Below are 20,491 nucleotides of genomic sequence, written 5' to 3'. Positions count from 1 at the left end.
CTTTTTCTCTTAAATTGTGGTAGTATTTGATAAGAAAATACATAGAAAGCAGGGATGATGAAATTAATAAGAAATTGATCCTGATTTTTGCAAGTGCGTTCGTCTCCGGCATAATTCTTATTTTATTAATCTCTTATTTGATCGTTACGCCAGAAGAAACGGCGAAAAATTTCATAGATAATCTAGAAGCAGGCAAGGTAAACGATGAATCCGTTTTGGATAAAAAATCCGAATTGGAAGAATTCATGCAATTCGGGAAAGAAAAAGGTCTTGATAACACAAGGATGGTCATCAAATCCGCTGAAAATGTGGACCAGGCCTATGAGGTCGAAGCACAATTCCAAGCCTATGAATATAAAGACGAAAGTACTGAAGTCATTGAATCGTATGATGGAAGCTTAGTGATCCGTATGAAGAAGGTAGGTTTCCGTGAATGGGATATCCTTGATGTCACAATCAATTCGTACAAGTAAAGACTGGGGGGCAGGAGATGTTTATTTTTCCAATTGATGAAGACCTATCTCTAAAACTATTAGAAAAAAAGGACATACCAGAATTATTCACCCTTGTTGATCAATCTCGCAACTATTTGAGAGAATGGCTGCCATGGGTGGACGGCATGGAAAAGGAAGAAGATTATGAGCCTGTCATAGAGATGTGGCTGAAACAATTTGCTGAAGGTGATGGCTTCCAGGTTGGCATCATTCATAAGGAGAAACTGGTGGGAATGATCGGCTATCATCAAATTGACCGCAGGAACCTGAAAACCTCCATCGGATACTGGCTAGCTGAAGGACATCAAGGGAAAGGCATCATGACAAAAGCAACGAAAGCCCTTGTCGAGCATGCCTTCAAAACATTCCATCTGAACCGTGTCGAGATCCAATGCGGATTGAAAAATACAAAGAGTCAAGCGATTCCCGAGCGATTAGGGTTTGTAAAAGAAGGGGTAATGAGAGATGCAGAATATCTTTACGACCACTTTCATGACTGTGTGTTATACAGCATGCTGAAACGGGATTATAAATAAAGAAGGCTATAAGTGGTTGAAATATACGAGACTCCAGCGGGATCAGCGGGCCAAGTGAGACCCCACAGCGAGGAACGAGTGAGGAGGCTTTCGGTTCGTCCGCAGAAAGCGTATATATTTCCCGCGAATCAAATAACAACAATCTTTACTAAAAAGAGCCATAAAGAAAGAGCGTTATCACTCTGTAGGTTGAGAGAATGATAGCGCTCTTTTTCATATTCATACTTAAAGAAAAATACTTCTTCAGTATAAGCCCAGCTAAGGCTCAGCTTGCGTCAAGGCTTAGCTTTGACAAGTTTTTTTATTAGTTGAAAATTCCAATGTCTTGATAAACATAAGGAGATTCAGGGCTTTCAATCCGTTCCACATCAGTCACTTGTATCAAAGGAATGGTAGAATCATTATATTTCGTTTTAGAAATTGATCCTGTCACTCTTACCCATTGATCATCTTCAATCGTATGCAGTTCAGTACCTTTTGCCATCGTGCCGATTACAGAAGTATCCGCGGAACAACAAGTCATCATAAATCGGGCAATCACGAATTCATCCTGATTCATATCACTCTCCCGATAAACAAAGCCTTCGATTTCGATTGTTTTACCCTGGAACTCATTTAGAAATATGCTGAGAGTATCCACCAGGGTTGCATAGTTATCATCAGTTACGATGATTTTATCTTTATTTTTATATTCATCCGCGATATCAGCATAATACTCATCGTAATCATATATTCCATCATCGTTCGTAGGAGTGGATGAAGTTTCGGAAACTTCATCCTCCAACTCTTCCATATATCCTTCTGGATCCTCAAGGAATTCGTCCGCATTAGGGGTGGAACTATCAGAGTTTTCCTGTGGGGCTTGTTGGCCTTTAGGCTTTACACTGCCGTTAAGGGAAACCCCTTTTTTCTGAGCCATTGAACTATCCAAAACTTTTTCAGGGAAAACGAACCCAGTCATAAGAGGTAAGATGAATAGCGAATAGACGATGAACCGCATGAATGGATGCCTTGTTTCTTGATGGTCATGCCCGCAGAGGCAATGCTCTTCTGAATCCTCTGAACGGAACAATTGGATGATCCCCAGCACAAAGAACGTAACCGTTGCAAAATACATGAATTTCATCATTTGAGGAGCGATATAATACTGAATTTGGCCGGTATAGATAAGAGCACTCATCAAAAATGCAAAGCCAAATAGAATGATAGACCGAAGATTGACATAAAATTGATTGTTCACGGTATCCACCCCCTACAAGAATAATAGTTGGAACAACAGAATTGCAATAAACACGGTTACGGTAATGACCGCCATAAGAGTGAGGACGAATTTCTTCTTAAAATAAGCGAGAAGCATCAACGTGTTTTTAATGTCAAGCATCGGACCATAAACTAAGAAAGCGACAATTGAAGCTGTACTGAAAGTTGATTGGAATGAAACGGCCACAAATGCGTCTGCCTCTGAACAGAGCGATACAAGGTAAGCAAATGCCATCATGATCAAACTTGAGGACCAGGCTTCTGTCCCAATCGACGCGATAAACTCACGACTAACGAAGGCTTGGAACGCACTTGCGAGCAAAGCACCGAATAATAAAAATTTACCAGTATCAAAGAATTCATCAGACATATGGTACATCGTCAGCTTCCATTTGGATGGTTCAGAACCATTTTGATGTGAATGAGCATGTGTATGGTTTTCGACTGTTTTTAGCATATCTTTATTCTTGAAAATAGTATAAACGATTCCTCCGATGATGATTGCTAAAATGAATCCTAGCCCCATACGTGCATAAACGACAGTCATATCTGATCGGAATGCATAAAAGGTAGATAAGAAGACCACGGGATTCAGAATTGGAGCGGCAACAAGGAAGACGACACCGATATGTAAAGGCATGCCTTTCTTGATCAGCCGTCTGACCACAGGGATGATAGCACATTCACAAACAGGAAAAAGCGCAGCCATCACAGTTGCCGGTACCAACGCAATGTATCCTTTTTTCGGGGTGAAACGCTTGATGGTTTCCTCAGACACGAACGATTGGATAAGGGCAGATACGAATACACCTAAAAGCAGGAACGGGAAAGCTTCCAGAACGATGCTTAAAAAGATCGTATTCAAGTCTATCAGACTACCGGGAATCTCCAAAGGAATGGCCGAGTTCTTGATTTCCTCCATAAACATGAAGCCAAAAAGAAAAAGAGAGAATAATAGAAAGATCAATATGTTTTCGCGGGTAGATTGTTGAAACATGAATCATTCACATCACTTTTGATTTAATTATTCAGGGCTTTTTCCAACGTTTTGATATTCCGTTCCATCAAAGAGAAATAATCTTCCTTTTTTGAAATGTCCTCTTCAGTCAAAACGGAAAGATTGTGAAGATAAAGGATGTCTAAGTCCAGTTGATTTTTAATTGCATTTGCTGGTTTTGTATTCACGTTCTGCTCGAACAGGATATATTGGATATCATGTGCTTTTGACTCTTCCAACAATTTCTTGGTTTGCTTTTGAGTTGGTTCGTTCGTCGGGGATAACCCTGAGACACTCAGCTGCTCAATTCCATATCGGCTTTCCCAGTAACCGTAAGCCGAATGGGAAACAAGGATTTCTTTCTTATCAGCAGCTTCAATGGTCTTCTGGAATGTTTGATCCAGTTCAATCAGATCTGCCTGCAATTTTTCAAAATTTTTCTCGAATTCTTCTTTTCTCTCGGGTTTTATCTCGATAAGCTGGTTCTTGATGTTTTCAGCAAGCTCGATGGCTAATATTGGATCGAGCCAGACATGGTGGTCGATATCCCCATGCTTATGATCATCCTCTTTATTTTCTTCCCCTTCTGGGTGTTCTCCTTCTGATTCACTATGTTCATGCTCTGAATTTTCCTTGCTTTCATGACTTTCGTGATCGGCTTCTTCATGGTGATCATCGTTGTGTTCATTTGCATGGTCGTGATCTTCATGGCTGAAAGCTTGGAGATCTATACCGTTGGTTGCTTCAAGGATTTTTACGTCATCATTTTTCAACGTTTTCACCGCCGAATCTGCAAATCCTTCTAAGCCAGCTCCATTATAAATAAAGAGATCACTTTCAGCTAGAGAAATCATCGTTTTTGGGGTGGGTTCAAATGAATGGGCATCGACACCTGGAGGCAATACACTTTCTACTTCTACATGCTCCCCACCGATTCTTTCAGTAAAATCTTTTAATGGAAATAATGTGGTCATCACTTGTAATTTTTCCTCCCCAGCTCCACCTTGTGATGTCTGAGTACTTTGACCACAGGCAGTCAATATAAGGACAGTGAATAATACTGTTATGATTTGCTTCATTTTGTGTACCTCCTCACAATTATACAAAAAACATTATATCGTAATGGTTACGATTTGCAAACCGAAATTATTACGATTAATTAAAAAACTAAATAAAATATAAATTCGACTATTAAAACATATGATTTTAGGGAACAGGTTATATAACAACAAAAGATGGAGGAGAATTATGACTAAAACAGAGATTATCCAGAGGTATGTACGATTCAATCAGTGGGTACAGAGTCTTGAATCTCTGAGTGATGATGAATGGTTGAGCCCGATCAAGCCTGGGAAATGGTCGATTGCAGAAATTATTGCTCATCTTACTTATTGGGATCGGTACTTTTTAAAAGAAAGATACCCAAAAATAAAAGCAGGAGCAAGATTGCCGAGGTCCATCGATGTCCACGTCATGAATCAGAGAGCTTCCCTGTATGCAAAGAATGGTGTATCCAAAAAGGAAATCATCAAAGAATTTCTGGAAACAAGAGACTTGATGATCAAAGCGATCCATTCACGTACAGAGGAAGAACTCGATGCCACCTTCTATGATCGGGGATACCCGGACACCTTAAGAAAATGCCTGATCAGTTTCTGTGAGCATGATCGCCACCACAAGCATCAAATTGAAGATTCCCTGCAAAAAACCCCCGAAGTAGAAGAGATGAATTGAGAGAAACTCCGGCTGAATATGGCTGGGGTTTTTGTGTTACTGAAACTTTTTCTTGAATTAGGGCGTAGAACTAGATAAATAGAGTTGCAGGGAGGGATAATCGATTCAGAAACAGACAATTGCAACCTTGATCCTTTGTGCAATATTCCTACTGCCTGGTTGTAACGATGAACAAATGAACTTGAAGAATCTCCAGAGACAAGGCAAGGAAAATGGAATAACGACATATGCACCTATCCCTAAATCACAAGCATTGGATCTTGTATCCTATGATTTGAGAATGCCTGACTATAACCCTCTCAAGAATGGTGAAGAATCAGCGGTTACATTATCTGAGTGGGAAGATAACCAGATCGTTTTCAGCCTCAAATACCTTTCTTCTACAGATGAGAGAGAGGAGATCGAGTACATAACAGCGAATTTTGATCGCTTTTATAGCCGAATCAAACAAGATTCCAGTTATAAAAAAATTGACTTGAAGAATGGCAAGACAGCTTTCTTCAAGGGAAAAGATTTTCCATCTGCAGAACTCCATTGGATGGAGGGAGGAATCGAATATAACCTCCATTATCGAATGTCTACATTACAGTTTGATAAAGTAAGAGAGGAATTAGTGAAAATGGCGAACTCTATTGAATGATTAAGTTTGACAGGGGTTCAGGATTTTGCCATAATGGAATGAATTTCAAAGTAATCATTGGTTTCTAGGGTTCCGCATCACGATGGTCTGGTCCGAGAGAAACCGCACAATCGATTTGTGTACACGGAGGGAGAAAAGCCCGGGAGGATATCACTTGGATATTTTCTCGGTTTTTTTATTGGGATTGATCTTAAGTTTCAGCGTAACTAAAGGAAAGGCTAAGTTTTATATAGGTTAAAAGGACTTTGTTGATTTCAACCGAAATGTGCGACACTCCTGCGGGAAAAGCGAGCCAGGCGAGACCCAGCTGTTTTCAAAAGGATCTTCGACTAACAATCACCATATCCTGTGGTGAACGTCGTAGCCAGCATAAGGAAAGTTACTAAGGGCGGTCAACACATTGATTGACACCTTATGAGTGAGCCCGCGCAGAATCAAGTCTTTGTTTCGTTCGAGTCTCCTCGTCAGTTTTCCAGTGACCTTCGTGACTAATCGGGTCGCTTCCGCTTTTCGTCTGCCCGCGGAAAGGGAGTGAATCGTAGAAATCAACAAAAAACGAACAGAACCTTTTCTTTAAAAGGAGGAATGAGCGATGGCATGGATTTATCTGCTTATTGCAGGGGTCTTTGAGGTGGTCTGGGCAATCGGTTTGAAGTATACAGAAGGTTTCAGCCGTTTGGTACCCTCTATCATAACAGTCATCGGAATGATCATAAGCTTTTATTTTCTATCGATTGCGATCAAAGCCCTGCCGATCGGGACCGCCTATGCAGTTTGGACAGGAATCGGGGCGCTCGGTACAGTTTTACTGGGGATCTTGCTTTTTAACGAGCCGAAAGACTTTATGAGAATTCTCTTTTTAGGGATGATTTTGGTCGGTATCATCGGCTTGAAATTCACATCTTCTTCTTAAAACAAGACACTTTTAATGGTAGTGTTGATTTGTTTACCCAAATTCACGACACTCCTGCGGTTCGTCTGCGGAAAGTGGATTTCGCAGCAATCATGACAAGAAGAAATCTTTGATTCTATAATTCGAGCGGACTGAGGGAAATATCACCCTTTCAGGTCGCTCTTTTTAGTTTCAGAGGGCGAGATATGGGAAATATATACATTGATGATTCCGACAATTCAGACTATAATGAGTGAAAGCGTTATATTCGGAACATATATTCCGAATAACGGAACGTCAGTTGTTTTTTGAGGTGTAGAATGAAAGAAAAGAATACAACAGTCATCAAAGCGATGGAATTATTGAGCCTTTTTAAAGCCAACAAATCACTTTCTCTTCCACAATTGAGCAAACTTACCTCGATGCCGAAAACGACCGTCTATCGTATGGTTCTATCATTAGAAGAAACAGGATTCCTCAAAAAAAATCGTCATGGAGAATATGAATTAGGTTTAGGTTTTCTCCAATATGGACAGTTAGTCAAAGAGCGCATGGATATTCGCAAGGCTGCAATCCCAATCATGAGGCAGCTGAAGGACGAGCTTGGGGAAGCCGTCAATTTGATTGTCCGAGAACATTATGAAGCCATCTATATTGAAAAAATCGAGACAGATAAACCGGTGAGGGTTTTTACCGGAATCGGACGCAGTGCCCCGTTATATGCAGGCGCATGCCCGCGAGTTCTATTAGCTTTTTTGCCTGAAGAAGAAAGAGATCACTATATCGAAACGATAAAATTACAGCCTATCGCTTCAGGAACGCTTACAGACAAAAAAGCGTTGAGGCAAGTGTTAGCCGAGACGAGGTCCAAAGGTTATACAGTGAGCCATTCTGAATTGCATGATGATTCCTCAGCGATTGCGGCACCGATTTACGGTCATGATGATCAGATTTTTGCTGGCCTCAGTATAGTGGGACCTGAAAATCGTTTTCGAAATCCTGACAAGATTACACATTTGACAGAGCAAGTGAAGCAAGCAGCCTATGAAATCTCAAAATCGATCGGATGGAATGGCTGATCAGATGGAGGTGCTAATTTGAAGTATGAACTACATCCTCTAGGGGATTCGGCGGTCATTATACATCTTGATGATAAAATTACTGAAGAAACTCATATTCTTGTACGGAATATCTCGATTTTCCTCGAGGAACAACCACTGCCTGGAATGGTTGAATTCGTTCCAGCTTTTACAAGTGTCACGGTCTTTTATGATCCACTCAATGTACTTCACGAAAGTAAAGAGCAAAAAAAGAAATCTCCATATGAATTGGTATGTCATGCAATTGAACAAGCATTGACTCGGATTGGAGCAGAAAACGAAGGCGAAACCAGGACTGTAGAAATACCAGTTTGTTATGGTGGAGAACTCGGTCCAGATTTGGAATTTGTCGCTAAACATAACAACCTCACCAAAGAGGAAGTCATTGACATCCACACGGAAGCAGACTATCTGGTGTATATGATAGGTTTCGCGCCGGGCTTCCCATATTTAGGAGGTATGTCTGAAAAAATTGCAGCACCTCGGAAGGAGTCCCCTCGTTTGAAAATACCTGAGGGCTCTGTCGGTATTGCAGGTTCTCAAACTGGAATCTATCCGATCGAAACTCCTGGCGGCTGGCAATTGATCGGGCAAACACCGCTGAAACTGTTTGATATTAAACAAGACCCGCCGACATTATTACGGGCTGGGGATAAAATACGTTTTCATCCAATTTCATCAGAGGAATTCGAGAAATTGAAGGGGGAACAGGGATGAAGATTGTAAAACCGGGACTGCAGACGACAGTTCAGGATGCTGGACGCTATGGATATCAACGTTACGGCGTGATTGTAAGCGGTGCGATGGACCAGCTGGCCTATCGAATCGGGAATCTTTTAGTAGGAAACAGTAACAACGAAGCCGCTATCGAAATGACAATGAAAGGACCTGAAATCAAGTTGCAGGAAGATACGGTGATCACAATGACGGGTGGAGACTTTTCTCCGAAGATAAATGGGGAGCCAGTGAAAATGTGGCGTCCGATCTATGTTAAAGCCGGGACTGTGTTAAAGTTTGGAGCCTGTACGGCAGGATGTCGCTCATACCTGGCAGTCGCTGGCGGAATTGATGTGCCAGTGATCATGAACAGCCGTTCCACATATATCCGCGCTGAAATCGGAGGTTTTGAAGGCAGGGCATTGGACGCCGGAGACTGTTTGAAAATAGGAGAAAGAAGTGAGAAGGCGAATCATATTCTCCAACAGCTTTCAGATCCTGACCAGTCTTACGTAGAATCAGATTGGTTTTCAGCTTCAGAGTGGAGTACAGAAGCGGAGAAGCACGACATTCTCCGTGTCATTCCTGGCCGGGAATGGGACAATTTTACGAAAGAAACTCAGGCCAAATTTACAAGTACTGAGTTTGAGCTGACTCCTCAATCGGATCGGATGGGCTTCCGGTTCAAGGGTGAGCGGTTAGAGCTTTCAGATCAGGTAGAAATGATTTCGGAAGCGGTTACGTTCGGAACGATCCAGGTACCTTCAGAAGGGAATTTGATCGCACTGTTAGCAGATCGCCAGACAACTGGAGGTTATCCGAAAATTGCCCAGATCGCTTCAGTTGATTATTCAAAGGTCGCACAGCTGAAACCAGGGGAGAAAGTCAGATTCAAGCTCATCACCCATCCTGAGGCTGAAACGTTGTATCTTGAGCAGGAACGACATTTGCAACAGCTTGAACAAGGAATTTCTTTGAAGCTGAGAGAAGGAGGGCTCAACCAATGAATACAGTAGATTTGAATTGTGATTTAGGAGAAAGCTTCGGAACCTATGTAAAGGGATCTGATGAAGCAATCCTTGATTACGTGACTTCAGCGAATATCGCATGCGGGTTTCATGCTGGTGATCCTTCAGTCATGCGGAAGACCGTCAAAATGGCAATGGAGAAGAACGTTGCGATCGGAGCGCATCCTGGACTTCAGGACCTTGTGGGATTCGGTAGGCGTGAGATGAAGATTTCCTCAGAAGAAGCCTATGACCTAGTCACCTATCAGATCGGTGCTCTTTATGGGTTTGTTCGTTCTGAAGGCTGTGTCATGCAACATGTAAAACCGCACGGGGCTCTTTACAATATGGCGGCGAAAGACCCAGCGCTTGCTGAGGCAATTGCTGAAGCGGTTTATGGCATCGATCCAGAATTGATTCTCTTCGGATTATCTGGAAGTGAGTTGATCAAAGCTGGTGAAAAGACAGGGATCCGGACAGCCAGCGAGGTTTTTTCAGATCGAACCTACCAAGAGGACGGTTCGCTGACTTCCCGGAAACTTGTGAATGCATTGATTGAAGAGGAGGAGAAATCCCTTCAGCAAGTGGTCACGATGGTAAAGGAACGTAAGGTGACGTGCCTACAGGGAATTGATATCCCAATTGAAGCGGACACTATTTGTATTCATGGAGATGGGGCAAGCGCCCTCTCATTTGCCCGAAACATCAGGACTGGATTGAAAGAAGCAGGAATCACCATAGAAAAGGTTGGAATGACCAACAAATAGGAGGCAAGGGATGAAGCAGTCAAACAGAAGTATTTTGTTGGGTGCGGCGTTCCTGATGGCAACGTCGGCTATCGGACCAGGATTTCTTACACAAACAACCTACTTTACAGAAGCATTGTTAGCAAGTTTCGGATTCGTCATTTTAGTATCGATCATCATTGATATCGGAGCACAACTGAACATCTGGCGAATTATTGCCGTTTCAGAGAGAAGGACACAAGACATTGCGAACATGGTTTTACCTGGACTCGGTTATTTCGTAGCGTTGTTGATCGTCATTGGAGGATTGGCTTTCAATATTGGAAACATCGCAGGGGCTGGGTTAGGTTCTAACGTTTTGCTGGGCGTTTCACCTGAAATAGGTGCATTGTTGAGTGGAATCATCGCTGTCGGGATCTTTCTTTTACGTGAAGCGAATAAGGTCATGGACCGATTCACACAGGTTTTAGGCTTCATCATGATCGCCCTTACGGTTTATGTCATGTTCTCTGCGTCTCCACCTGTTGGAGAAGCGGCGGTCAAGACATTTGTTCCTGATAAAATTGATTTCATCGCGATTGTAACATTAGTCGGGGGAACAGTCGGAGGCTATATCACATTTTCAGGTGGACATCGATTACTGGATGCAGGTGTAAAAGGCGTCGATAATCTACCTGAAGTGACAAAGAGTTCTGTCTCCGCAATCGGGATCGCATCAATCATGCGGATTTTCCTATTCCTAGCTACATTAGGTGTGGTTTCGCAAGGTTTATCCCTGGATCCATCAAACCCGCCAGCCTCAGTATTCCAATTGGCTGCAGGCGACATTGGATATAAAATCTTCGGGGTCATCATGTGGGCGGCTGCCATCACCTCGGTCATCGGTGCTGCCTATACGTCGGTGTCGTTCATCAGAACCTTCAACCCAAAGCTGGAAAAATACCATAAGTGGTTGATCGTTGGCTTCATTTCCGTATCCACATTTGTTTTCGTATCAATAGGAAAACCGGTAAGTGTATTGATCCTTGCTGGGGCTTTGAATGGATTGATTTTGCCGATTTCACTTGGTGTAATGCTGATTGCAGCATATAACCGGAAAATTGTCGGGGACTACAAACATCCTTTATGGTTGACTGTTTTTGGAGGAGTCATCGTAATTGCCATGTCTTACATGGGTATCATCACGATGATCGATCAACTGCCGCAATTATTCCAATAATCTCGGAGGAGGGGGTTAGAGATGAGGGAATATCGTGATATAAGTCCAGCCGAGGCGAGACGGTTGTGTCGCTCGAATGAGTGGATCAAGCCGACATCTGGGATGGCACAGGGCTACACGCAGGCAAATCTTGTTGTTCTACCAAGAGACCTTGCTTTTGATTTCTTGTTGTTTTGCCAAAGGAATCCGAAGCCATGTCCAGTTCTTGATGTGACCGATCTCGGTTCTCCGGTTCCGAAGATGGCTGCTCCAGATGCTGACTTGCGGGTGGATTTGCCGAAGTATAATGTGTATGAAAATGGGGTTCTTACCCGAGAAGTGACGGATATCGCTTCGTTATGGGATGAAGAGATGGTCGGTTTTCTTTTAGGATGTAGTTTTACTTTTGAGAATGCCTTGTTGGAAAAAGGCATTCCTGTGCGGCATATTGAAGAAGGTTGCAATGTACCGATGTACAAGACCAATTTGAATTGTGTCGGAGCAGGATCCTTTGATGGGAACATGGTCGTCAGTATGAGACCGATCCCGGCTCGTCATGTAGCCGATGCGGTCCGGATCACCTCGAGATTTCCCTCTGTCCACGGGGCACCTGTGCATATCGGACATCCGGAACAAATTGGAATCCATGATTTGGCTCAACCAGACTTCGGAGAACCGGTAACGGTACAAAAAGGGGAAATACCAGTCTTCTGGGCATGTGGGGTAACACCTCAAAACATCGCAATGACTATCAAACCTGAGTTGATGATTACGCACTCACCTGGACATATGTTCATAACAGACTGGACCGATGAAGAGTTTGAGGTCCTATAAGTGAAGGGTATATTAGCTTCGCTTCAGTGGTTCGTTTTCATTCTCGCGGGTAGTGTCGTTGCACCGTTAACGATCGGTGCTGCATTTGGTATGTCAGTATTGGAAATTTCAACTTTTGTTCAGCGAACCTTTTTCGTGATTGGAATCGTATCGCTTCTGCAAGCCTTTTTCGGTCATAAAAAACCGATTGTCGAAGGTCCTGCAGTTTTATGGTGGGGGGTCTTCCTTTTGTTTGCGGGGCTTGGTTCTACGATTTCCGCTGATGCTTCCGAAGTTTTACGGAGTATTGAAATGGGCATGCTCGTCAGTGGTGTCTTGTTCATTTTACTGAGTGTGTTCCGTGTGATAGAACAGGTGAAACGAATTTTTACGCCGATCGTCACTGGAACGTATTTCATCCTTTTGGTCACCCAAATAAGTGGACCGTTCATCAAAGGGATCTTAGGAGTCGGTTATTTTACAAATGAAGTTCACGGAACTGTAGCGGTCCTCGGAATAGTGACAGCACTTGTGACGATCCTGTTTGCAACTAGCCGCTGGTTTTATTTGAAGAGTTATTCTGTGTTGTTTGGAATCGCTGTGGGTTGGCTATTATTCATCTTGTTTGATATCGAGAAGAGAATCCCGTTCAATGGACAAAGCCTGGTCTCGTTTCCTGAGGTCTTCGTTTGGGGAGTACCAGTATTTGATTTAGGGATTGTAGTAACATCTGCTGTCGTCACCCTATTGTTGTTGATCAATTTTGTCGCTAGTATCGATGTGGTCGGGGAAGTTTTGGAGGATACCTCTGATTCACGCTACAACCAGGCTGGCATTGTAATGGGGATCAGTCAAATCCTTTCGGGCGTGTTTTCTGCGATTGGAATGGTTCCGCTCTCGTATACAGCAGGGTTCATTTTATCGACCCGGATGAAAGAGAGGCTTCCATTCGTGGTGGGCAGCTTGCTGTTGTTGATATTGAGCTTCTTTCCGGCCATTACGATGTTCTTCGCTTCAATCCCGGTTCCAGTCGGATACGCGAGTATGTTGCTCGCCTTTTCGAATATGCTGGTCATCGGATTGCAAGCTTATATGAAGGCGGAGAGAGATCAGCACAGCCTCTTCATCATCAGCCTCTCCCTTATGATCGGAATAGGTGTGATGTTTTTGACACCTGCCTCATTAGCGGGTATCCATCCAGCATTAGCTTCAGTCTTGAACAATGGAATGATCGTCGGCGTAATCATCTGCATTATCTTAGAGCAAGCAATCAGAAGAAAGAACAAGACGAAAGATCAAAAAGGAAAAACAATCGGTGTCTGGCACTAATTCAGAACCCTTGCTGTGCAAGGGTTTTATTTGTGTGCCTGGCACCGTTTCAGAGTCCTTGCGGGACAAGGGTTTTGTTTAGGTGTCAGGCACGCGATCTTTGGGGGAGGCGGTAGATGGCGAAGAGCATGATATAAGATAGAGCGACTATGGAGGCGACCCACATCCAGGCCATCTCCATGTTCCCAGAGTCCATTGCAAGATAAATCGCAGTCGGGACAGTTTGGGTTTTGCCTGGAATGTTCCCAGCGAACATCAATGTAGCACCGAATTCTCCGAGCGCACGCGTAAAGCTTAATACACCGCCCGTTATGAGGGCTTGCAACGCGAGAGGTATTGTCACTTTTAGAAAAACCTGGACCTTACCAGCGCCGTCGATCCTTGCTGCATCCTCAATCTCGTAATCCACTGATTCAAACCCGGTTTTCGCAGATTGATACATAAGTGGAAACGAGACGACGACTCCAGCAATGACTGCAGCCCACCATGTAAAAATCAACGATTGTCCAAATAATTGGCTGATGATTTGGCCGACAGGACTATTGATTCCAAAAATGACGATAAGTAAAAAACCGACAACTGTCGGTGGTAAAACAAGCGGCAGCATGAGGAATGTTTCAACCATTGTTTTACCAGTGAACGATTTCCTCGCCATCAAACGGCCACACAGAATACCTAGAATGGCCACGATAGTCCCTGCCGTAACTGCGATGGTAATTGATAAATAAACTGGAGACCAAAAGGATTGGACCATGATAAAAACCTCAATCTATAGGCTTGAAGCCGAAATCTATAAAAGTTTCCATAGCTTGCTTATTGTTTAGATACTCATAAAACTGTTTTGCTTCCTCTGGATGTTGGGTGTTCTTCAGTACACCTGCTGGATAAATAATCGGTGAGTGTAAATCACTCGCAATTATAGATTGGATTTTGACTTTGGACGATGTTTTGGCATCGGATCGATATACAAATCCGGCATCGACATTTCCAGTTTCGATATATGAAAGAACCTGTTGTACGTCTTTAGCATAGACGATTTTGTTTTCAATCTGCTTCCAAAGTTTAAGTTTTTCCAACGTTTCTTTTGCATATTTTCCTGCAGGGACTGATTCTGGGGCACCAATCGAAATTCGTTTAATTTGATCACTTGTAAGATTTTCGGGTTTTTGGATATCGACATTAAGTGATTTATTCGTTACTAAAGCCAATTCATTGGATAAAATAGTTTTCGAATAGCTAGGATGGATTAGCTCTTTCTTTCGTAATCGGTCAAATTCAAAGTTAGATGCAGAGATGAAAACGTCTGCTGGGGCACCTTGTTCAATTTGACGCTGCAACGTGCCGGAAGAGGCGAAACTCGTGATCACTTCGATATCTGGATGGGTATCCTCAAACTCTTTTTCAACTTGTTTCATAGCATTGGTTAGGCTTGCAGCAGCTAAAACGTACACCTCAACTTTTCGATTACTGTCATTCGACTGCCCCTGGCAACCAAAAAGCGCTATAAATAAAGCAGCTAACAGAATTAAGTACTTCCTCACACTCGTCACATCCAATAACACATATACTCTCCGTCTACTATATCAAAAATGTGACCTACCTGCCCTAAAAACAAATGGAGTAGGGGCATCGGTGCCGGCATCGGTGCCTGGCACCATCTGAGAGTCGTTGGGGCAGTAAGGATTCAAATCAGTGCCTGGCACCACCTGAGAAGCGTTGTGGGAGAAGGGATTCAAATCGGTGCCTGGCACCCGCTCACCAAATAAAAACGACGCGGAAGGGGAGTCGCCCTTTCGCGTCGTTCAATGCTTCTTAAAGATCGTAAAGTTTGGTGAATTTCTCTTCGAGGTAGTCGGTGAGGTACTTCGCATCAAGGTCTTCTCCGGTCACCTTTTTGATCAGTTCGCCCGGAGTATAGAGCTTTCCGTATTGGTGGACATTCTCACGAAGCCATTCACGGATCTTCATGAACTCTCCGTTTTGAATCAATTCGTAGAAATCCGGTAATTCCTGTAACACTTTATTTAAAATCTGCGCACCGTATAAGTTGCCGAGTGAATAAGAAGGGAAGTAGCCGACACCGCCGTGGGACCAGTGCACATCCTGCAGTACACCTAGTCGATTGGATGGCGGGATCACACCTAAATAATCCATCATCTTTTCATTCCAAATCTTCGGCAGATCCTTCACTTCGATATCTCCAGCGATCAAACCTTTCTCAATTTCATAACGCAGCATGATATGCAGATTATACGTCAGTTCATCCGCTTCAACCCGGATAAGCGATGGCTCGACACAGTTCACTGCACGATAAAATTCATCTAGGGACACGGCACTTAATTGGTGAGGAAAATGCGCTTTAATATCATCGTAGAAGTATGTCCAGAACTCTTTCGTACGTCCGACGAAGTTTTCCAAGAATCGAGATTGAGACTCGTGGATTCCAAATGATGCACCTCTCCGGATCACTCGACCTTCATAATCAGAGTTCACACCTTGCTCATAAAGGGCATGACCTGTTTCATGGATTGTACCGAACACGGCCATTCGAGGATTTTCAGGCTCGTAGCGCGTGGTAATCCGAACATCTCCCGTATTGATCCCCATCGCAAAAGGGTGAGTCGTTTCATCAAGACGACCAGCATTAAGATCGTACCCAAGCTTACCGATGATGAATTGTGCGAATTCCTTTTGCTTTTCTACATCATAATTTTGATTGAAAATATCAGTACGAGGCTTTCTGGATGACTGTTGAATACGGTTCAATAACTCGATGCTCTTCTTCCTCAAATCAGAAAACAGCGGGTCGAGCTTTTCCACAGTCAAACCTGGTTCGAATTCATCCAGCAAGGCATCGTAAGGATGTTTTTCATATCCGAAATACTCTGCAAAGCGGCGTTTCATTTCGATCATTTCTTCTAAATAGGGCTGAAAGTGGGAAAAGTCATCTTTAGCACGTGCCTCTTCCCATGCATCATTTGCATTGGAAGCCAGGATAACATATTCGTTGTATACATCAGAAGGGATTTGCTTGGACTTGTCATATTCCTTGTTCCGTTCCCTTACACAAGCCCTGGTATCAGGGTCTAGTTGCTCAAAAACGTCCGGCTGTGAAAGAGTACCTAAACATTCACCCATTTCCTTTGAAACGGATAGCTTAAAGGTCTCTGTCGAAAGTGTCCCTTTTGCTTTTGCAAAGATCGGTTTTCCTTTCTTAGGGGCATAAGTCCGCGCATCCCATCCAAGCAGTCCCAATATATTAGTGAAGTGACAAATTTTCTCATCCATTTCCGTGAACTGCTTAATTGCCTGTTGTACTGTTTCGTCTAATACTTGTTGTGCCATCCAAAAACCCTCCCACGAGTAAAATATTTTTCCTACTAATGGTATTCTTTCTCTAGGGGGTGAAATCCTTCGAGTGACGAAACAGATTTTTTAAATGGCTGTTTTCGTATAGATTGTAGTTTCTGGAAAATATACTCGCTTTCCGCGGGCACAAGAAAAGCGGAAGCGACCTGTTTAGTCACGCAGGTCACTGAAAGGCTGACGAGGAGGCTCTCGCCGCCACAAGAAGTTTGAAGTGATCCAAGTGACTGGTCGCTGAGCTATACATCACTTCCATACATAAGCCCAAAATCTGCAAGCCTCCTAAGCTCACTTGCACAGGATCTCAACACAAAAAAACCGTTTTCGTGTCTGCTATGAGATTTCTTTATGCTGGCTTCGACGTTCACCACAGGACCACAGACTTTTATTCCATCCTTTTTGCAGTTTTGCGCCGAGTAACCGCAGGCGCAGGACGTGGTGGTAATTAGTCGAAGTTCATCATAATAGTCGAAGATCCTTAATTCGCTTGCGGGGTCTCGTTTAGCTTGCTTTTCCCGCTGGAGACTCGCATGTTTTACCCGTCAAAAAGTTTTAGCTCTTAACAACATTCCATTCGCAACAAACTTTTAGAAACATAAAAAAGAGCCTGACGTACAGGTCAGTCTCTTGCTATTCACTGTCTATTCAATTGGTTTTTTGCGCGTTGTATCAATTCATGAACCATGCTTCCCCCGATTTGACCGCCAATACGCCCGGCATCATGAGAACTCAGGTTCTGATTGCCTTTTTCTTTTAAAGGTATACCAAGACCTTTCGCGACCTCAAACTTGGTCTGGTCAGGGTCCTCGATCTGATACCCTTTCTTTTTCATGACTTCGACTTTAAGCTGGTCGAGTTCTTCCCTAGCTTCAGGAACCAGGGGTCTGCGCCTTCTCGCCATTAGATTCGCCTCCTTTTCACTCGAGAAAGGAAAAATGGATTCTTTCTCACATTTCATGAAATGAATGGACATGCAACAAAGGCATTTTCCAATCCAATTTCGTTACACTTAGTATGTACACGAATGAGCAGAATTAATGATGAATTGACCTTTATACATGGTTGTTTTCTAAAAGATTGATGCTAGTGTACATGTAAGAAGTCAACACATCCTGTGCAAGGGAGCTTAGGAGGCTTGCAGATATCCGTGGAAAGAATCAGTTTTATACATATTCTTTCAAACCATTCTCAAGAGATTCTTGGTTTTTGTACTGATAGCCATACAACGCTTCTTGCAGGCCAAATGTTCCGGCATAAAACCTTGCTCTAGGAATTAACGTTTCCAGGTTTGGATAGAATTCAGACAACATATCGACGAATTGTATGCCATACTGTTTCAACAAACCTGCAATATCAATCGCAGGATCTCCTACATGGCTGCTTCCAAAGTCCACAATACCGCTTATGCACTTTGCTTCATCGTCAAATAGGATATTGGAAATGCCAAAGTCCCCATGAATGATCGCCGGGGTAAATTCGAAGTTCAATCGATTGTTCAAAAATGTTTCAAAGTGACGCGAAATTTGCTGTTGTTTATCAAGCCTGATATATGAAAACAAAGATTGTTTGACCTTCTCATATAAATTAACCCAGTAGTCATAAGCTGTTTCATTGGTTACAGTCCTGCCAGGAGCATCTTTTGTAGGAATCGCATGCAGTTCACACAAAAATTGAGCTAACTTTTGTGCAATACATTCTTGAATTTGTGGAGATGATTCTTCTAAGGTTTCTGCGTAAAGTGGCTCACCAGGGATCAATGGGTATCCGAAAAATGCCTGACCCAAAATGTTCGTATCTGTATTTACGAAAACCGGTTCAGGAGTTGGAAGGGTGATGTATGGCCGTACATAAGTCAGCTGCTCACACTCAGTCTGCAGAGATTTCAATGCTTTATCATGCTTAGGAAACCGGAACACCCACTGATTATTAAGAAAAAGAATATCGTTGTTTTCTCCAAAATGGTTCCAATGAATCGTATGGATTTCAAGCGAAGGGTAAAATGACGTGATACATTTCAGATATGGTTCCAAATACATAAAAATCCCTCCCTGAATCAATGATTCGACTAGGAGGGATCACATTCCTTTTATTTAGGGGTTAAGAATTGGTAACATTTACTGGATGTTCCGTTTTTTATGTCTTAGATTCGGTTCTTTCCTAACCACTTTGATGATGGACAGACACATGAGGATCAGTATGACTGTAAATGGCAGCGCTGCAATTAAGGATGCTGTCTGTAATCCTTGTAGTCCACTGCTGATGATAAGGACGGCTGCAATTGCCGCCATCAGAACGCCCCAGATGAATTTAACGAATCTTCCAGGATTCAAGTCGCCATCCGTTGTCATGATGCCTAGAACGAAGGTTGCTGAGTCTGCAGAGGTGATCAAGAACGTAAAGATCAACAGGATTGAAAGCAACGAGAATAAAAATGAAAATGGCAGCTGTTCATACGTGACGAATAATGCTGTCGTTACATCCTTATTTACCAAACCTGCAATATCCGTACCTTGCAAGAGATCTAGATGCAGTGCTGTTCCACCAAAGATTGCGATCCAAACAATTGCAAGAAACGGTGGGACGATCAATACGCCAAAAACAAATTCTCTTATTGTACGGCCGCGAGAGACACGTGCTACGAATGAACCGACGAATGGAGACCAGGCAATGACCCAAGCCCAATAAAAGACCGTCCAATCCCTGACCCATGTTCCGCCGGTGTATGGAGTCAACCGGAAACTCATTTCAAAAAACTTGGATATATAGTCACCAATCCCTAAAGTCATACTGTTCAATATGAATACAGTAGGTCCCATGATCAGCATCGCTACCATCAAGAATAAGGCCAGTCCTAAATTCAGGTTACTGAGCCATTTGATTCCCCTGTCTATTCCCGTCATCGCAGATGTTAGATACATAACGAGTAAAATTGCAGTAATGATCAGTTGCATGACTGCGTTATTCGGCAGGTCGAATACGGTTTTAAGACCGCCATTGATTTGTAGGATACCAAAACCAAGTGACGTTGCTACACCAGTGATTGTTGCAATTACTGCGAGGATATCCACAGTCCTTCTCAGAGGTGTTTTACCAGTCTTACCGATGAGCGGATTGAACGTGGTGCTGATCAATCCTTTTTCCTGTCTACGGTATTGGAAGAACCCTAACGCTAGACCGACTACAGTGAAAACTGACCATTGATGGATTCCCCAGTGGAAAAATGAATAGCGCATTGAAACTCTTGCTGCTTGTTCCGATTGGCCATCAATGCCCATAGGTGGCTCGAAAAAGTGACTCATTGGCTCAGCCACACCCCAGAACACAAGTCCAACCCCGAATCCAGCACTGAAAAGCATACCGATCCAAGTGAAGAAAGGATATTCTGGTCTTGATTCATCTCCACCTAAACGTATTTTACCGTAACGGCTGATCGCTAATATCAAACAGAACATCGTAAAGAAAAAGACGGCAATCAAGTAAAACCAGCCAAATGCATATGTAGTGAAATCAAACACTGATCCTGCATTATCCCCTAGGCTTTTAGGTGAAATGGCCCCCCATAAAACAAACAAGAAAACGATAATGGATGATACCCAGAACACTACATTCTTGTGAGGAGCCTTTCCTCTAATCTTCTCCAATTTGTTTTCCTCCTTTTTAGA

Annotated in this window: 21 protein-coding genes and 1 riboswitch; of the genes, 12 read left to right on the top strand and 9 right to left on the bottom strand. The window is 43.0% G+C overall.

What is annotated here, in order from left to right:
- Window positions 1-26: 26 nt before the first annotated feature.
- Together KOL94_RS18345 and KOL94_RS18340 are read left to right on the top strand one after the other, a co-directional pair.
- Entirely contained in the window at window positions 27-473 is a 447-nt protein-coding gene (locus KOL94_RS18345; RefSeq protein WP_221568060.1) for a hypothetical protein, read from the top strand.
- Between the two features lie 17 nt (window positions 474-490).
- Window positions 491-1,030, top strand: a complete 540-nt coding sequence (locus KOL94_RS18340) for a GNAT family N-acetyltransferase (RefSeq protein ID WP_221568059.1) — start codon at window positions 491-493, stop codon at window positions 1,028-1,030.
- Between the two features lie 304 nt (window positions 1,031-1,334).
- Here the strand turns inward: KOL94_RS18340 and KOL94_RS18335 are convergent, their stop codons facing one another.
- From KOL94_RS18335 to KOL94_RS18325, 3 genes are read right to left on the bottom strand one after another with little or no spacing between them, the layout of a single operon-like run.
- Window positions 1,335-2,270, bottom strand: a complete 936-nt coding sequence (locus tag KOL94_RS18335; RefSeq protein ID WP_221568057.1) for a TIGR03943 family putative permease subunit — start codon at window positions 2,268-2,270, stop codon at window positions 1,335-1,337.
- A gap of 12 nt (window positions 2,271-2,282) precedes the next feature.
- Complete coding sequence (locus tag KOL94_RS18330; protein ID WP_221568055.1) at window positions 2,283-3,287, bottom strand: permease; 1,005 nt, start codon at window positions 3,285-3,287, stop codon at window positions 2,283-2,285.
- 23 nt (window positions 3,288-3,310) lie between these two features.
- The gene (locus KOL94_RS18325; RefSeq protein ID WP_221568053.1) at window positions 3,311-4,366 is read right to left on the bottom strand and encodes a metal ABC transporter solute-binding protein, Zn/Mn family; all 1,056 of its coding nucleotides are present in this window, start codon (window positions 4,364-4,366) and stop codon (window positions 3,311-3,313) included.
- Window positions 4,367-4,535: 169 nt separating this feature from the next.
- Here KOL94_RS18325 and KOL94_RS18320 point away from each other — a divergent pair, with 169 nt between their 5' ends.
- The 10 genes from KOL94_RS18320 to KOL94_RS18275 all read left to right on the top strand — a co-directional run bounded on the left by KOL94_RS18320 (window position 4,536) and on the right by KOL94_RS18275 (window position 13,463).
- Complete coding sequence (locus KOL94_RS18320) at window positions 4,536-5,021, top strand: DinB family protein (RefSeq protein ID WP_221568051.1); 486 nt, start codon at window positions 4,536-4,538, stop codon at window positions 5,019-5,021.
- A 175-nt stretch (window positions 5,022-5,196) separates the two neighbouring features.
- Window positions 5,197-5,661, top strand: coding sequence for a hypothetical protein (locus KOL94_RS18315; protein WP_221568049.1), 465 nt, complete (start codon window positions 5,197-5,199; stop codon window positions 5,659-5,661).
- 53 nt (window positions 5,662-5,714) lie between these two features.
- Window positions 5,715-5,809, top strand: a riboswitch (guanidine-I (ykkC/yxkD leader).
- Between the two features lie 444 nt (window positions 5,810-6,253).
- The gene (gene sugE / locus KOL94_RS18310; RefSeq protein WP_221568047.1) at window positions 6,254-6,574 is read left to right on the top strand and encodes a quaternary ammonium compound efflux SMR transporter SugE; all 321 of its coding nucleotides are present in this window, start codon (window positions 6,254-6,256) and stop codon (window positions 6,572-6,574) included.
- A gap of 299 nt (window positions 6,575-6,873) precedes the next feature.
- Window positions 6,874-7,632, top strand: a complete 759-nt coding sequence (locus KOL94_RS18305; RefSeq protein WP_221568045.1) for an IclR family transcriptional regulator — start codon at window positions 6,874-6,876, stop codon at window positions 7,630-7,632.
- An 18-nt stretch (window positions 7,633-7,650) separates the two neighbouring features.
- A complete protein-coding gene (pxpB, locus tag KOL94_RS18300) occupies window positions 7,651-8,370 on the top strand; it encodes a 5-oxoprolinase subunit PxpB (protein WP_221568044.1) in 720 nt (239 codons plus the stop codon).
- Window positions 8,367-9,377 carry a 5-oxoprolinase subunit C family protein gene (locus KOL94_RS18295; RefSeq protein ID WP_221568042.1) on the top strand — a complete coding sequence of 337 codons (1,011 nt, stop codon included), beginning with the start codon at window positions 8,367-8,369 and terminating at the stop codon, window positions 9,375-9,377. Before pxpB ends, KOL94_RS18295 begins: the two co-directional genes overlap by 4 nt.
- Complete coding sequence (locus tag KOL94_RS18290) at window positions 9,374-10,144, top strand: LamB/YcsF family protein (RefSeq protein ID WP_221568040.1); 771 nt, start codon at window positions 9,374-9,376, stop codon at window positions 10,142-10,144. Before KOL94_RS18295 ends, KOL94_RS18290 begins: the two co-directional genes overlap by 4 nt.
- A gap of 10 nt (window positions 10,145-10,154) precedes the next feature.
- Window positions 10,155-11,342 carry an NRAMP family divalent metal transporter gene (locus tag KOL94_RS18285; RefSeq protein WP_221568039.1) on the top strand — a complete coding sequence of 396 codons (1,188 nt, stop codon included), beginning with the start codon at window positions 10,155-10,157 and terminating at the stop codon, window positions 11,340-11,342.
- 21 nt (window positions 11,343-11,363) lie between these two features.
- On the top strand, window positions 11,364-12,155 hold the full coding sequence (locus KOL94_RS18280; RefSeq protein WP_221568037.1) for a putative hydro-lyase: 792 nt from the start codon (window positions 11,364-11,366) through the stop codon (window positions 12,153-12,155).
- Window positions 12,156-13,463: a purine/pyrimidine permease gene (locus KOL94_RS18275; protein ID WP_221568035.1), complete on the top strand. Its 1,308-nt coding sequence runs from the start codon at window positions 12,156-12,158 to the stop codon at window positions 13,461-13,463.
- Window positions 13,464-13,548: 85 nt separating this feature from the next.
- On the opposite strand, the gene modB is transcribed toward KOL94_RS18275, so the two are convergent.
- The 6 genes from modB to KOL94_RS18245 form a co-directional block, all read right to left on the bottom strand.
- On the bottom strand, window positions 13,549-14,217 hold the full coding sequence (gene modB, locus KOL94_RS18270; RefSeq protein WP_221568034.1) for a molybdate ABC transporter permease subunit: 669 nt from the start codon (window positions 14,215-14,217) through the stop codon (window positions 13,549-13,551).
- Between the two features lie 10 nt (window positions 14,218-14,227).
- On the bottom strand, window positions 14,228-15,004 hold the full coding sequence (gene modA / locus KOL94_RS18265; protein WP_221568033.1) for a molybdate ABC transporter substrate-binding protein: 777 nt from the start codon (window positions 15,002-15,004) through the stop codon (window positions 14,228-14,230).
- Window positions 15,005-15,275: 271 nt separating this feature from the next.
- Window positions 15,276-16,808 (bottom strand): carboxypeptidase M32, encoded by a 1,533-nt coding sequence (locus KOL94_RS18260; RefSeq protein WP_221568032.1) that lies wholly within the window; start codon window positions 16,806-16,808, stop codon window positions 15,276-15,278.
- A 655-nt stretch (window positions 16,809-17,463) separates the two neighbouring features.
- Window positions 17,464-17,730 (bottom strand): alpha/beta-type small acid-soluble spore protein, encoded by a 267-nt coding sequence (locus KOL94_RS18255; RefSeq protein WP_221568031.1) that lies wholly within the window; start codon window positions 17,728-17,730, stop codon window positions 17,464-17,466.
- 262 nt (window positions 17,731-17,992) lie between these two features.
- The gene (locus tag KOL94_RS18250) at window positions 17,993-18,865 is read right to left on the bottom strand and encodes a phosphotransferase family protein (protein WP_221568030.1); all 873 of its coding nucleotides are present in this window, start codon (window positions 18,863-18,865) and stop codon (window positions 17,993-17,995) included.
- A 78-nt stretch (window positions 18,866-18,943) separates the two neighbouring features.
- Complete coding sequence (locus KOL94_RS18245) at window positions 18,944-20,461, bottom strand: glycine betaine uptake BCCT transporter (protein ID WP_221568257.1); 1,518 nt, start codon at window positions 20,459-20,461, stop codon at window positions 18,944-18,946.
- Window positions 20,462-20,491: the final 30 nt, after the last annotated feature.

Source organism: Alkalihalobacillus sp. TS-13 (assembly GCF_019720915.1).
GTDB lineage: Bacteria > Bacillota > Bacilli > Bacillales > Fictibacillaceae > Pseudalkalibacillus.
Note: the sequence above shows the minus strand (reverse complement) of the source record. Positions and strands in the feature narration are given on the sequence as shown.